The sequence below is a fragment of the Rhizobium leguminosarum genome, from assembly GCF_002953715.1.
Classification (GTDB): Bacteria; Pseudomonadota; Alphaproteobacteria; order Rhizobiales; family Rhizobiaceae; genus Rhizobium; species Rhizobium leguminosarum_V.
The window spans coordinates 437647-452173 of sequence record NZ_CP025014.1 but is presented as its reverse complement, the minus strand read 5'-3'; the positions used below and the strand labels follow the sequence as shown (position 1 = coordinate 452173).

Here is a 14527-nt window from a genome sequence, read left to right as displayed (position 1 = left end):
GATCCGACCTAAAATCATCCTGTTCTAGCCGAGCGGCTTTTGCAGCACGTCGAAGCGCGGATTGGTTTCGGAAAAAATCGGCAGGGCGGCGGCACCGAGGATTGCCGTATCCTTGCCGGTCATGCCGATCATCACCCGAGGTACCGTCCGCTTCTGGTTGGGATCGATCGGGGTGTGCAGCGGTTCCAGCCGCTCTGCAAGCCGAAGCATCAGCGATGTAGAGATGCTGCCGCCGAGCACGATGGTCTGCGGATCGAAGGCAAGCTCCAGAAAATCGACTGTCTGCCGTAGAGGCTGGACGGCCTGATCCAGCCAGGCGTCGAGACCTTCACTGCCCTTGGCGATCAGCGCATCGAGATCGTCAGGCGACAGCTCCTCGGCATTGGCAATGCCCATGAACTCGTAGGCAACGGCCGGCGAGACGTAGCGATCCAGACAGCCGCGCTTGCCACAGCTGCAGAGCTTGCCATGCGGTTCGACGATGATATGGCCGATCTCGCCGGCATTGTTGCGACTGCCCTTGTAGAGGTGGCCGTCGAGGAACATGCCGGCGCCGATGCCACCCCCGCCGGCGAGAAACAGATAGACGAAGCTGCCCAAACCGCGGGCGACACCGTGAAGACGCTCGCCGATCGCGGCCGCCGTCGCATCGTTCTCGACGAGCACCGGCACTTTTACCCGCTGTTCCAGCTCATGCCCGACAGGAAAACCCTGCCAGCCGGGCAGATTCAACGGGCTGAGAGAGGTGGTACCGCCATCGGCATAGCGGCCGGGCAGGGCCATCCCGACACCGAGCAGCCTGTTCCGGTCGAATGCGAAGTCCTGCTGAAGATCCTCGACGATGGATTGGAGCGCCGGCATGGCCCGTTGCGGATCCGGATGTTCGACATGCCGCTCGATGCGCGCGCAGACGGCACCGGAGAGATCCGTCAGAACGCCGCTTGCGCGCTGGCGGCCAAGTTCGAGGCCGATCGAGTAGGCGCCGCGCGGATTGATGGTGTAGGGGATGATTGGCTGGCCGCGCGCCAGCTTCTGCGCCTCGGATGGGACGAGAAGGTGCGACCTCTCCAGTTCCTCGACGATATTCGACACGGTCTGGGCGGTCAGCGCCGTCATCCGGGCAATTGCCGCGCGCGACAAGGGACCGTTCGTGCGGACAGCCTCGATTACCACTCGCCGGTTGTGAGACTTGGCCTGCTCGAGATTCGTGCCGGAGATCGCCTTCATGTCGCCTTCAAAGGAAATGGTGCGTCACCCTTGTCACAAGACGAACATTGATGAAAGCCACATTCTTCGTCACGTCCCATTTGCTAATGCTGTCGACTAGCGGGCTTTGCCTCTATGCAGGAGGCCGATGATCGCTATCCCCGCCAATCCGGTGACGGCGCTCAGGATCGCGGTTCCCGAATAGCCTGTCACATAGGTGCCGGCGGCAAAGACCAGCGCACCGATCCCGGCGCTGGCAAAGATATTGACGGAGATCAGGGCGCTGCCGAGCCCCGGCCGGTCGGCGATCAGATCCTGCAGATAGGTGATCGGAATGCTGATGATCGCCGACGCTCCCATGCCTGCAAGCAAGGTGAGCGCATAGAGGTGCCACGGCTCAGAGGCAAAGCCGAGAAGACTGAGGAACACGGCATAGATGATGGTACCGGCAGCAAGCGCCGTCATCTGGCCGGCCTTCCGCGCGATCCGCGACCAGACGATGATGAAGACGACTTCCAGCAATGCGACGATGCCAACGAGAATGCCGACGTCTCTCAGCCTGCCATGCGCAGCACCAGTGGCGATCAATGGCAGAAGGGCGTCATTGAGATGCAGCGTGCTGGTGATGAGCGCTACCCCGCAAATATGCGCCGAGATGCGCGGCGAAACCACCTGGCGAAGCGCGCCGAGATAGCTGAGATGATGAGCCGCAGCCATCTCCGTTCCCGTTCGCTTCGGCAAGGCGAAGACGACGATCCCCTGGCAGAGCAGGCATGAGATGCTGGCAAAGAGGTAGGCCGGCAGCATGCTCGATGCGCCAGACAGCAGCAGGCCGGTTATCCCTGGGATCAGCACCCAGGACAGCGAGATCATAGCGCGCACGCCGGAGTTGGCCGTCACCATGTCGCTTCGGTTCATGCCGTGCATCGCCGCGCGCGCATTGGCAAACAGCAGCGAGTTCAGCGCCCCGTAGATCGGCAGGGGCAGCAAGCCGCTGATAACGAATATGGCCGCAGTCGGAAAGGCGTAGACCATGCCGTAGCCGACGATGCCGAAGAGACATGCGCCGATCATCGTCGACCGGTACTCGCCAAGCCGGTCGGCGAGATTGCCGAGCAGAATGCTGATGACGACGTTGACCGCCGCCGAGACGAAACTCAGGAACGAATAGAGACCGTCGCTCAAGCCCAATTCGCGGATACCCACGACCGAACGATAGGGGGCAGTCATTGCCCCCGCCATTCCGAAGGTGAAAATGGCGATCATGCTGGCGCGGATCGCCGGATTGCGGAAGACGTCGGGAAAAAGTCGGCTCATGCGGTCATCGATCAGAAGTAAGCCGGCTTCACAACCTGCTCCTCTCGTCCTCCTCTGGAGCAATTCCAGGAAAAGTGCGAAGCGGTTTTTCGTCCGGAATTGCGTAAAAACAAAAAGTTAGAGCGGTTCTGCGGTTCCATGAAAACTTGAACCGCTCTGGATTTCAGTAATGTTCCGATTGCGAGAAGGTTCGCGCGAGCTCGGCCTGGCCGGCCGTGAGGCCGCAATCGACAGGCAGGCAGACGCCGGTGATGGCTGCGGCCAGGGGACCGGCAAGGAAGGCCACGGCATTGGCAACATCTTTCGGATCAACAACGCGCTGCAGCGGATACCAGCGGCGTGCTTCCTCGAAAACATTCGGATTGGCTGCCGCGCGTGCTTCCCAGGCCTGCGTCTTCACCGTGCCGGGTGCGACGGCGTTGGAGCGGATGCCGAACTTGCCGTATTCGACGGCGACCAGCCGGGTGAAATGCAGAAGGCCTGCCTTGGCGACGCTATAGGCCGGGTGCCCGAAGACATGCATGCCGTTGACCGAGGCAATGTTGACGACGGAACCCTTCGAGGCGTTCAACATGGGCTCGAATGCACGAAAACATAAGAATGCAGCTTCCAGATTGAGCGCATTGTCCGCCCGCCAGATCTCGGGCGTTGTCTCGTGCAGGCTGGTGGCGCGGGCTGCACCGGCATTGTTGACCAGGGTTCGAACCACACCGGCCTCCGCAGCGCGTCTTGCCAGTTCGGCAATGCTCGTCTCGCTGGTCACATCGCATCCGACGGCGACGAAGCGATTGTCCGGCCCGAGCTTCGACGCCACGGCAGCCGCAGCCGCGGCATCGATGTCGGCGAGCAACACGACGTCGTGGTCATCGGCGAGCCGTGCGGCGATCGCCGCGCCGATATCACCGGCAGCGCCCGTAACGATGGCTATCGACTGCGTCATTTTCTGTCGCTCCCGTTCATGACCTCAATCTCCAAGCAATTGCCGGTCGTCGCCGTCGCGGTGAATGACCAGCTGCTGCTTGATGCGCCGAAGCGTGGTCGTCGCCTTTGGCTGAACGGCGTAGGCAACCAGGCTCGACAGGATATCGACCGTCGCGATGTAGGCGATGCGCGTGGAGGTCGGGCGATAGATATTGTTGCCTTCGGGAAGGTCGATCGGCACGACAATTTCGGCAGCCTTGGCAACCGGGCTGGCCGTCTGGGTGAGCGCGATCGTCTTCACCTTGGTCTGGCGGGCAAGCTCGAAGGCCCGCACCAACTCCATATTGCGCCCGGAGAAGGACGAACCGATCAACACATCACCCGGTCGTGCCGCGGCAGCCATCATCAGCTGCATGCTGTGGTCGGAACTTGCCGTGATGCGAAGCCCGAGACGGAAGAGGCGGTTTTGGAGCTCGTCGGCGATCATCGACGAATTGCCGCCCGAGCCGAACGCATAGATCATGTCGGCCTTGGCGATATGCGAAACGGCGGCTTCGATCGCGACAAGATCGAGCGACCGGTGCAGGAGAAAGAGCGCATTTTGGGCCTTGGTGATGATATCCTGGGCGACATCGGCCGGATCGGTGCTTTTCGATTCCGGTTTCAGATAGCGAACGCCGATATGGGCGGTGCGGGCGAGTTGCACCTTAAAGTCGGAAAAGCTCTCGCAACCGAGCCGCCGGCAAAAGCGGGTGACGGTCGGCGGCGATACCTCGGCTCGTTCCGCAAGCTCGATGATCGAGGCATTCACGGCAAACTCGAAATCGTTGACAATGATCTCCGCGATGCGGTTCTCGGAGGGAGAGAGCCTGCTCTTGTCTTCCTGCAGCGTTGAAAAGATATCCAAGCCCGTCCCCCCCAATGGTTCTCTATTTATCCTTCTTCTTATAGGCCACGCAGTCGATCTCAACCTTGCAATCAACCATCATCGACGATTGCACACAGGCGCGTGCCGGCGGATGTTCGCCGAAATACTCCTGATAGATTTTATTGAAGGTCCAGAAGTCGCGCGGATCATCGAGCCAGACGCCGACGCGCACGACGTCCTCGACGCCGTATCCGGCTTCATCGAGGATCGCCAGAACATTGGCAATCGTCTTGTGGGTCTGAGCAATGATGTTGCCGTCGATGATTTCGCCATCTTCCATCGCAACCTGGCCGGAAACATACAGCCATCCATCGGCTTCGACCGCCCGTGCGAAAGGCAGTGCCTTGCCGCCGGCGCCCGTTTGAACAGTGCCATAGCGCTTGATGGGCATGCTGAAGTCCTTGCAAATTATTTTCTTGATAAGTTGACAAGTGACCATAGAAAGCAGAATTTGACCAGTGAAAAACACGATTTATGAAAAGAATTTCAATCTGGGGCAGATATGCGCGATCCTTTCAAGAATCCTTTCCCGTCCGACAGCGCCCGGCACGCTATCTGGGAGATGCTCGTTCCGCGCGATATCGATGCCTTTCTCGCCGCCGATTGGTCGATGGTCGAACATGACTTCGTGGAAGAGGGCTTCATCGGCATTGACGGCCGAAAGGAAGTCAGCCCCGACAAGTGGCGCCTCGCATTTCCGACGCTGTCGGCCTATCGCCAGGAATGGCTGAGGCAGGCGGAGGATTTCGCCAAACAGAGTTTCGCAGAAGATACGCGTATGGCGATCTTCACCACGACGACGCTGGAAGACATCGAAATCGAAGGCGATATGGCGCTTGTCCGCAAGAAATTCGACGGCGGCATTTCCAAGCCTGACGGCAGCAGAGACGTCATGCAATGGCAGACGCTCTATTATTGCAGGCTTCACCAAGGACGCTGGAAGATCTCAGGTTTCACCGGCTATCTGCCGAACCCGATGGGTTGACGCGGGGCCGACAACACGAAGGCGACTTTCTTGCGCATTTTCACGGCAGCACTAGCGACCGAGACCAACACTTTTTCCCCGATCTGCGTGGATCGTCGCGCATTCGAAGCCTCTCTTTATGCCCCGCCCGGCCAACATCCCGAAACGCCAACGCTCTGCACCGCGCCGATCACCGTCGGAAGGCGCGTCACGGCTGAAAAGGGCTGGCAACTGATCGAGGGAACCGCCACCTGGGCCGACCCCGCAGGCCTCGTCAACCGGGCGACCTACGAGGAATTGCGTGACGAAATCCTCGGTCAACTCCGCGCGGCAATGCCTGTCGACGCCGTTGTCATGGGCCTGCATGGCGCCATGGTGGCCGCCGGATACGAAGATACGGAAGGCGATCTTCTCTCGCGCATCCGCGAGATCGTCGGGCCTGATGTCCTCATCTGCGCCGAACTCGATCCGCACAGCCATCTCACAGCAAAACGCGTCGTTGCGCTTAATTTCGCCGTCTATTTCAAGGAGTTTCCGCATACGGACTTCGTCGACCGCGCCGAGGATCTCTGGCGCATTACCGTCGAAACGCTCGAAGGCCGGATCAAGCCTGTTATGTCGGTGTTCGACTGCAAGATGATCGACGTCTTCCCGACATCGCGCGAGCCCATGCGTTCCTTCGTCGACAAGATCATGCAGATCGAGACGGATGATCCGGACATCCTGTCGATCTCGGTGATCCACGGCTTCATGGTGGGCGACGTTCCCGAAATGGGGACGAAGCTGCTGGTGGTGACTGATAACAAGCCGGAAAAGGGCGCGGCTTTGGCGCGCGAGCTCGGCCTCGAGCTATTTTCGAAGCGTGGCACCTTCATGGTCCCGCAGATCGACGAGAAGGAAGCCGTCTCGCGCGCGATGACTGCCACCGCATGGCCTGTTGTCATTGCCGACGTCTGGGACAATCCGGGTGGCGGCACCGCAGGGGATGCGACTGTCATCCTCGGGGAGCTCATGGCCCGCGGCGTCAGGAGTGCTGCGATTGGCACCATCTGGGATCCGGTGGCCGTCCAGATTTGTTTTGCGGCAGGCGAGGGGGCGGAAATTCCACTGCGCTTCGGCGCAAAGTCGGCGCCCGGCACCGGCAATCCTGTCGACGGCACCGTCAAGGTCGTCAAGCTGGTGAAGAATGCCGAGATGCAGTTCGGCGAAAGCCTCGCACCTTTCGGCGATGCCGCACATATCGTCCTCAACGGCATCGACATCATCCTCAATTCGACGCGCGCTCAAAGCTTCGATCCGAGCCTTTTTTCGGCGATGGGCATCGATCCCGCCAGGCAGAAGATCCTGGTGATCAAATCCACCAACCACTTCTTCGCGTCCTTCTCGAAGATCGCGGCGGAGATCCTTTACTGCTCCGCCGGAACGCCTTATCCCAATAATCCGGCGACGACACCGTACCAACGGGCACCGAAGACCATATGGCCGATCGTCGCCGATCCACACGGACTAGAACGCGGAGCCGCCTAGATGCATGACAATCGGTTTGCCGTCATCGCCAAGGCAGGCGACAGGATCGCCGATCTCTCGACGCCGCGTCCTGTGATCGACGAAGACCGGCTGGCGGCAAACATAAGCCGCGTTCAATCCTATATGGATCAGCAAGGGCTGAACTTCCGCCCGCATATCAAGACGCACAAGATCCCGGCACTGGCCGTCGCGCAGGTTGCCGCCGGTGCCAAGGGCATCAATTGCCAGAAGGTGACGGAAGCCGAAGTCTTTGCCGAAGCCGGCTTCGAGGACATCCTCATCACCTTCAACATCCTGGGACCGCAGAAGCTCGAGCGCCTGGCCAAGTTGAACGAGAGAATTTCGGCCCTCAAGGTCGTCGCCGACAGCGAAGTGACGGTCGACGGGCTCGCGGCACATTTCTCCGGCCACAAGCCGCTGAACGTACTGGTCGAATGCGATACGGGCGGCAGCCGCTGCGGCGTGCAGACACCAGGCGAGGCGGCCTCCCTCGCCAAGCGCATCACCGCTGCCGACGGCCTCACCTTCGGCGGCATCGTGACCTATCCGAAGCCGCAATCGGCCGCCGCCGTCGAAGCCTTCATCACAGAGGCGCTCGAGCAGCTGACATCGGAAGGCATAACTTGCCCAATCGTCAGCAACGGCGGAACGCCCAGCCTCTTCGAAGCGCATCTCGTCACCTCGGCCACGGAACACCGCGCCGGCACCTATATCTACAACGATCGCCAGATGGTGCGCATGGGCCATTGCACCGAGGACGATTGCGCGATGCATGTGCTGGCAACCGTCGTGTCGCGGCCAAACGCCGACCGCGCCGTCATCGATGCCGGGTCGAAGGCTCTGACATCGGATCTTCAGGGCTTCAGCGATTACGGACTGATCGTCGGTTATCCCGAGGCGCGGATCAGCAGCCTCTCGGAAGAACACGGCGTGATCGACCTGTCGAATTGCACCGGCCCGCGGCCGCAGATCGGCGAGAGGCTCTTCATCATCCCGAACCACACCTGCGTGGTCTCCAACCTGTTCGACACGATGGTCTTCCATCGGGGCGGCATCGTCACCCGCGTCGAGGATGTCGCGGCCCGCGGTCTCGTCTGGTAAGGGAATAACGCCGATCGGCGGGGCTTAGATCTCGTCACCTGGCCATATCGTGAAGGTATGTTTCAAACTTTGACCAGAACTGGTGGTCAAATACAGTTTCTTTATCGAGTTTTAGCTGCCGTGCCATGCCGATGCATTCACTGGCGTTTAATTTGATCGTTTTTCGAGACTTGATAAGCTCTAAAAACAGACCCTCGAAAGCCATTTCATATTCTCGATTATCCAGATAAAGCCTAATGGCCTCAACGGATTCAGCATCGAGATCTGCTCGTGACATCGTGCTTCGCACAAACTGATCGATCGGCTCAAAATTATCACTTGTTTGCCACCACGGTATATTTTCGTCCTCGCTGGCGAGAATGGTGGCGTTCCCACTTTCGAAGTCACCGGATTCAACTGAAACGAGACGATAGCCTAGCTGGTCTCCCAGTTCGCGCATATACGCAATTGCTTCGCGCACAGCCGGTTGATCAGTTGTGACTGATTTGTATGCGACAATCTCGCATTGTCCGCTGTCGGATACAGCTAATCCCTCCTTTGTGAGCAGCGCAACCATTCGGTCTTCGTCTTCGTCGCGTGAACAAATGAAACGCCCACCAATAGGAGCCATTGAAGGCTTTAAGCGAGAGCTCAGTTGAGCTATCTCTTCTTTGTACTCAATCCAGCCAGATGGCTTGGTTAGATTCATATCAGCAAACGCCAAGGCCGGCGCAACGAACCAGGCGGCAATAAGAAATATACAGCGCGCAGGCATTATTCCGTCTGATCCAAGGCATGGGGTGCAGGTCGATCTCCCGTTGTATTTCCACCAAACGGAACGAAGCTTAGTATAACCGTCGTTGTCAAGATTACGATCGTGAACCCGACCTGCGTCGAGCGTCATTTTACGTATTGCGAGAGCCATAGGCGAAACGACTGCGAAGGAACTGATCAGGGTGGGGCTGATCGCCAATCCGAAAATACGGCGCCCCCACGTTCTCAAAAGCGTTGCTGATATAGAAGTCTGACGTGTTAGGCCGCCGTCGGATTGATCACGTTCATATCGATTTCGGTCAGTTCCACCCGCCGCTCAAAGGCTATGCCCGCCTCGTCGAAGAGGTGGCAATCTGCGGCATTGATGCCGGCTGCGACAGGCGCGTCCGCACGGATGCCGACGCTGCCCGGCAGCATCGCGCAGAAATTCTCGGACTCTCCATTGAGCGAGGCGTAAGCGACCGTATTTGCCCCGAGGCGCTCGATGACCGTCGGCGTCACGGTAAAGACGATATCGCCGCCGTTAAGCTGGATATGCTCCGGCCGGATGCCGAGCGTCAAAGCCTTGCCGACAATGCCGTCGCGCGGCGTCACGGGCAGAACGGCTGTCTGGCCTTGATAATCCACCTCAACGCCATTGGCGCTGACACCCTTGCAGGTTACGGGCAGAAAATTCATTTTCGGATTGCCAATGAAGCCGGCGACAAACTGATTTCTGGGCTTGTGATAAAGCTCCAGCGGCGCCCCCGTCTGGGAGATATCGCCGGAATCCAGCACGACGATACGGTCGGCCATGGTCATGGCCTCCACCTGGTCGTGCGTGACATAAATCATCGTCGCCTTCAACTGCCTGTGCAGCTTGGCAAGCTCGATGCGCATGTCGGCGCGAAGTGCTGCGTCGAGGTTGGAAAGCGGCTCGTCGAACAGGAATATCTTCGGTTCGCGCACAATGGCGCGGCCGATCGCGACGCGTTGGCGCTGGCCGCCGGACAGCATGCCAGGTTTCTGTTGCAGCCGCTGTTCGAGGTGAAGGATGCGCGCAGCATTTTCCACCTTGGCCTTGAGCTTTTCCTCCTCCATCTTTTCGACCCGAAGCGGAAAGGCGATGTTCTCGAAGACCGTCATGTGCGGATAAAGTGCGTAGGACTGGAACACCATGGCGATGCCGCGCTTGACCGGCGGCAGGTCATTGACCCTGATACCATCGATGACGATGTCGCCCGCGCTCGTCGCGTCGAGACCGGCGATCATGCGCAGCAGGGTGGACTTGCCGCAGCCTGACGGGCCGACGAAGACGACGAATTCGCCGTTCTTCACGTCGAGCTGCACGCCCTTCAGAACTTCGTAATCGCCATAGAACTTCTGAACTTTGTTGAGAAAGAGCTGTCCCAAAAATCTGTCTCCGCCAGCGGCCTTCGTCGCACATTCGATCACTATCCCTGCATAATTCCATAAATCGGATTCGATTTATGGATAAAATTATGCAGCAATTCAAAGTGTTACAGCGTCCTTTGCGGCTCTCGAAAAGACCCGCGGCGCTGTAGGGGAGGGATCGCGGATGTTGCCTCCCGCGATCCCAAAGAAGCTTACTTGAACGCCTCAACTTCGCCGGCAGCCTTCTTGAGTGCTGCTTCCGGCTCGGCCTTACCCGTCACCACGGACTGGATCATCTCGATCATCGAGTTCTGGAAGCCCTTATAGTCGGTGAAGAGCGGCTCCGGACCACCATAGCTGATGCCGTCGATCAAGGGCTTCCAGTAGGGATCCTTGGCGACGAACTCGTCGACCTTTGCGGAGGGACGCAGCGGGGTGAGGCCGGCTCCGCCCTGCAGTTCGTATTCGGACTGCACATCGGGCGAGGTGATGAACTTGGCGAATTCCGTCGCCTTGTCCTCGACCCCCGAACCCTTGAAGATCGCCAGGCTGTCGGTGATCAGCAGCGTGCCGGGGCCCTTGGCGTCGGGACCGAGCGGCAGTGTCGTGATGCCCCAGCTGATCTTCGTTTTCTTCAGGCGGTCGGCCGCACCCGAGCCTGCCTGGATCATCGCGACCTTGCCGTCGAGGAAGATGGCGCGGACTTCGTTCTGCTCGTAGGCCGTCGGGCCTTCTTCGGCGTAGGGAACGATGTCCTTGTAAGCCTTCAGTGCAGCAAGAATCTCAGGGCTGTCGAGCGTGACCTTGCCGTCGGCATCGATCACCGCGCCATTATTGGTGTAAACCCAATGCATGAACTGGTGCATCGTATTGTCGAAAGTCTTGGCGGAGAGACCGAAGCCCGGAATGCCGGTCTTTTCCTTGATGGTCTTTGCCATCTCGATTTCTTCAGCCCAGGTCTTCGGCGGCGTCTCAGGATCGAGGCCGGCCTGCTTGAAGAGATCCTTGTTCCAGTAGAGCGCCTTGGTGGAGAAGGCGATCGGAACGCCCCACTGTGAGCCCTCGAAGGTGACCGTGTCGACGATGTGCGGATAATAGGTCTTCTTCTCGTCGTCCGTCATCGGCACCGGAACGATGAGGTCGTTCTGCGCGAATTCCTTCAGCGTGCGCGAACCGACATAGGCCATCGCCACCGGCGTACCGGCGGCGGCGAGCGTCGTTGCCTTGTCCTGGCACTGCGCCCATCCGACGACTTCGGGGGCGACCTTCCAGCCTGCGTTCTTTTCTTCCCACTGCTTGATGTATTTGATGTGGACCGGGTCGATCGTGTCGCCGCAATAGATCCAGCTGATTTCCTTGTCGGCCGCCTGGGCAGTGACTGCCGTCAATGCCGTCGAACCGAGCAAGGCGAGCGCCATAAGGCCTGTCTTGATGGTAATGCTCACGTCGTGACTCCCATTCTTGTGTTAGCTGTTCACTCGTTTTTTGGTCTTATTGTTTCACCGCACCGGCGGTCAGTCCGCCGACAAGGTAGCGCTGAAGGAAGAAGATGACGACCATCGCCGGCGCGATACCGACGAAGGAAGCCGCCATCAGTTCGTTCCAGATGACCTCCTGCTTGCCGAAGTAAGCAAAGAGCCCCACCGGCAAGGGCATGTATTCGGTCTTCGAGTTGAACGTCAGCGCGAAGATGAATTGCTGGGCGTAGGCGCCGATGAAGGTGGTAATGGCGACGACGATGATCCCCGGCATCGCAATGGGCAGGATGACACGGCGAAGCGTATAGAAATGGCTGGCGCCATCCATGTAGGCCGCTTCGTTAAGTTCCTGCGGAATACGGATCATGTAGGTGCGCAGCAGCCAGATCGCCGACGGAATCAGGAAGGCGACGCCCGGTACGATCATGGCGAGATAGGTGTTGAGCACGCCGATGCTGCGCATCAGCCGGAAAAGCGGGATCAACAGCACGGCGCCGGAAAACATGTTCACCGTCAGGAATGCGCCGAGCAGGATGCCCATGCCTTTGAATTCGAACTTCGCAAAGGCATAGGCCGCCGGAATGACGAGGCAGAGCACGATCAGCGTGACGATGATCGAGATGAAGAACGAGTTGAAGATATAGCGCCCGAAGCCCGGCACGCTGATCCACATCGTCCGGTAGGCTTCAAACGAGCCGTTTTCCGGCCAGAAGCGGTAGGGCGAGGAGAAGAGCTGGCTGAGCGGCTTCAGCGAAACCAGGAAACCTTCGACGAAGGGCGACAGCACGAAGAAGAGAAACAGCGCGATGCCGCAATAGATCAGGATGATTTCCCACCAGCGGTAACGGTCGATCATGGCTGCATTGCTCATGCGCGCTTCTCCGGATTGAGGCGACGGGTGACGCGGAAATAAGCGAAGCAGAAGAGTGACAGGAAGATGCAGATCAAAACGGCGCGCGCTGCACCTTCACCGTATTTCTTCGAGCCGATCGCGGTCTGATAGGTATCGATGATCATCGTCGTCGTCTCGCCGCTCGGTCCGCCCTGCGTCAGGATCCAGATGATGTCGAACGAGTTGAAGGTAGCGATCAGCGAAAGCATCGACATGGTGATGATCGCCGGAACCATCAGCGGCAGCGTGATGCGGCGGAAGCGGTACCAGCGGCCGGCGCCATCGGTCCAGGCAGCCTCGTAGAGATCCTTCGGAATGGATTGGATCGCGGCCAGGAAGTAGATCGTCACCAGCGGCACGCCGATCCACACATCGGTGATGATCGTTGCCCAGAAGGCGGTGCTTCCATAGGCGAGGAAGGCGACCGGGCCGTCGACGAGACCGAAGCGCTGCAACATGCCTGATATCATCCCGAACTGGCCGTTATACATCCAGCCCCACATGAAGATGCCGATCGCCATCGGCACGATCCATGGCGGCATGGTCAAAAGCCGGAACAGCGAGCGGCCGGGGACCGCGGCATTCAGCATGGTCGCACCGAAAGTGCCGATCACCATTTTCAGGGCGACCGAGAAGAATGTCCAGATGAACGTACGGATGATGACTTCTGCAAACCGCTCGTTGAAGATCTTCTCGTAATTGGCCCAGCCAACCCAATTGGTGGTCTTCCTGAGGGACGCGTCGGTGAAGGAGAGAATGAAGGTATCGACCAGCGGATAGGCGACGATCGCCAGAACATAGAGCACAGCCGGAAGAAGAAGGATGCAAGCGAAGATGAAGGTGCTTCTTTGAACACTCATCTTGCCGCCCTCCTCAAGCCGCTCTTGCGTGAAGGGCTTCGTCGAAGCGGTCCCAGATCGGACGCAGATCGATGACTGCCTTCTTCATCCTCGCTTCGTCCATCGCCAAGGCGAGGATGCCGGCCTCGAGCGCATTCAGCGTGGAAACAGGAAGTTCGAGCCCGGTGCGCACGCTTTCAAGCAGGTCGCTCGCCATCTGTTCATCGGCGCCGTAGTGCTGGGAGAGCTCGGTGGCGGCATATTTGTTTTCGACAATCTTGTTGCCGGTCAGCTGTTCGTGCACATCGAGATAGCCGCGAACGAAATCGCCTTCGGCCATGCCGCGCGAACCCATGATGGCAAAACGGCGGAATTGATCGGGCACATTCAGATTGGTGTGAAAGTTCATGCCGACGCCATTGGCATATTCGACGATCGCGACCTGATAGTCGATGATATCGGCATCGCTGTCGAAGACCTTGTCCGATCCCATCCATCCGCTCGGCTTGCGGTGGAAAAGCTCGAGGTCGTTGATGCCCTCGCGCGCCGGGTCGTTTGCCGGAATGAAGCTCTTGCGGCCACCGAAACTTGCGACGCGTTCCGGCCGTGCGCCGGCGACACCGTTGTAAAGATCGAGGTCGTGGCAGCATTTCTCCAGCATGAAGCTGCCGGAATAGCGCTCATAGCGGCGCCAGTCGCGCATGAAGAAGGCACCATGATAAGGCTCGATATGTTCAGAGGCCTCAATCGACACGATCTGACCAAGCTTGCCCTCGGCCTGGATGGCGCGGAGATCCTTATAAAGAGGAGAATAGCGCAGCACGAGACCGACCATCAGCCGCTCGTGGCCGAATTTTGCCATCAGATGGGCAAGCTCGATGCTTTCGGCGATCGTGGTGACGATCGGCTTTTCGCAGAAGACCTTGAGACCGGCTTGAAGTCCGAGCCTGATATGGTCGAGATGCAGATGATTGGGGGAGCCGATCATCAGGAGATCGAGCTTTTCAGAGGCAAGGAGCTCCTCCGGCGAACCATAGGCCTTGCCGACCGAAATTCCCTTTTCCGTCAATCCGGGAAGTCCGGCAGGTTCCGGATCCACATAGCCTACGATGTCAAAGCTGCTATCGATTGCCTTGAAAACGTAGCCGAGATAGCCGAGCCGGAATCCTAGCCCGATGATTCCCACTTTCATGCCGATCAAGTTCCCATTTAGTAATTTATTTTCTT

Annotated in this window: 14 protein-coding genes; 3 read left to right on the top strand and 11 right to left on the bottom strand. The window is 58.9% G+C overall.

Annotation, left to right across the window (positions count from 1 at the left end; genetic code table 11):
* Positions 1-24: 24 nt before the first annotated feature.
* The 5 genes from CUJ84_RS31685 to CUJ84_RS31665 form a co-directional block, all read right to left on the bottom strand.
* Entirely contained in the window at positions 25-1227 is a 1203-nt protein-coding gene (locus CUJ84_RS31685) for an ROK family transcriptional regulator (RefSeq protein WP_105009541.1), read from the bottom strand.
* Between the two features lie 96 nt (positions 1228-1323).
* Positions 1324-2523 carry an MFS transporter gene (locus tag CUJ84_RS31680; protein WP_105009540.1) on the bottom strand — a complete coding sequence of 400 codons (1200 nt, stop codon included), beginning with the start codon at positions 2521-2523 and terminating at the stop codon, positions 1324-1326.
* 163 nt (positions 2524-2686) lie between these two features.
* Positions 2687-3463 carry an SDR family oxidoreductase gene (locus tag CUJ84_RS31675; RefSeq protein ID WP_105009539.1) on the bottom strand — a complete coding sequence of 259 codons (777 nt, stop codon included), beginning with the start codon at positions 3461-3463 and terminating at the stop codon, positions 2687-2689.
* Between the two features lie 24 nt (positions 3464-3487).
* Positions 3488-4351 (bottom strand): MurR/RpiR family transcriptional regulator, encoded by an 864-nt coding sequence (locus CUJ84_RS31670; RefSeq protein ID WP_105009538.1) that lies wholly within the window; start codon positions 4349-4351, stop codon positions 3488-3490.
* A gap of 22 nt (positions 4352-4373) precedes the next feature.
* Positions 4374-4763: a RidA family protein gene (locus tag CUJ84_RS31665; protein ID WP_018071220.1), complete on the bottom strand. Its 390-nt coding sequence runs from the start codon at positions 4761-4763 to the stop codon at positions 4374-4376.
* A 111-nt stretch (positions 4764-4874) separates the two neighbouring features.
* Here CUJ84_RS31665 and CUJ84_RS31660 point away from each other — a divergent pair, with 111 nt between their 5' ends.
* From CUJ84_RS31660 to CUJ84_RS31650, 3 genes are read left to right on the top strand one after another with little or no spacing between them, the layout of a single operon-like run.
* Positions 4875-5357, top strand: coding sequence for a hypothetical protein (locus CUJ84_RS31660; protein ID WP_105009537.1), 483 nt, complete (start codon positions 4875-4877; stop codon positions 5355-5357).
* A gap of 30 nt (positions 5358-5387) precedes the next feature.
* Positions 5388-6863: a M81 family metallopeptidase gene (locus CUJ84_RS31655; RefSeq protein WP_105009536.1), complete on the top strand. Its 1476-nt coding sequence runs from the start codon at positions 5388-5390 to the stop codon at positions 6861-6863.
* Positions 6864-7964, top strand: coding sequence for a D-TA family PLP-dependent enzyme (locus CUJ84_RS31650; protein WP_105009535.1), 1101 nt, complete (start codon positions 6864-6866; stop codon positions 7962-7964).
* Between the two features lie 34 nt (positions 7965-7998).
* On the opposite strand, the gene CUJ84_RS31645 is transcribed toward CUJ84_RS31650, so the two are convergent.
* The 6 genes from CUJ84_RS31645 to CUJ84_RS31620 all read right to left on the bottom strand — a co-directional run bounded on the left by CUJ84_RS31645 (position 7999) and on the right by CUJ84_RS31620 (position 14492).
* A complete protein-coding gene (locus tag CUJ84_RS31645; RefSeq protein ID WP_158686984.1) occupies positions 7999-8847 on the bottom strand; it encodes a hypothetical protein in 849 nt (282 codons plus the stop codon).
* 128 nt (positions 8848-8975) lie between these two features.
* The gene (locus tag CUJ84_RS31640; RefSeq protein ID WP_105009533.1) at positions 8976-10109 is read right to left on the bottom strand and encodes an ABC transporter ATP-binding protein; all 1134 of its coding nucleotides are present in this window, start codon (positions 10107-10109) and stop codon (positions 8976-8978) included.
* 194 nt (positions 10110-10303) lie between these two features.
* Positions 10304-11509 (bottom strand): ABC transporter substrate-binding protein, encoded by a 1206-nt coding sequence (locus tag CUJ84_RS31635; RefSeq protein WP_027687532.1) that lies wholly within the window; start codon positions 11507-11509, stop codon positions 10304-10306.
* Positions 11510-11582: 73 nt separating this feature from the next.
* A complete protein-coding gene (locus tag CUJ84_RS31630; RefSeq protein ID WP_018071212.1) occupies positions 11583-12440 on the bottom strand; it encodes a carbohydrate ABC transporter permease in 858 nt (285 codons plus the stop codon).
* On the bottom strand, positions 12437-13321 hold the full coding sequence (locus CUJ84_RS31625; protein ID WP_018495148.1) for a carbohydrate ABC transporter permease: 885 nt from the start codon (positions 13319-13321) through the stop codon (positions 12437-12439). The genes CUJ84_RS31630 and CUJ84_RS31625 overlap by 4 nt, the downstream gene beginning before the upstream one ends.
* Before the next feature lie 13 nt (positions 13322-13334).
* Positions 13335-14492, bottom strand: coding sequence for a Gfo/Idh/MocA family protein (locus CUJ84_RS31620; protein WP_024320074.1), 1158 nt, complete (start codon positions 14490-14492; stop codon positions 13335-13337).
* Positions 14493-14527 lie beyond the last annotated feature (35 nt).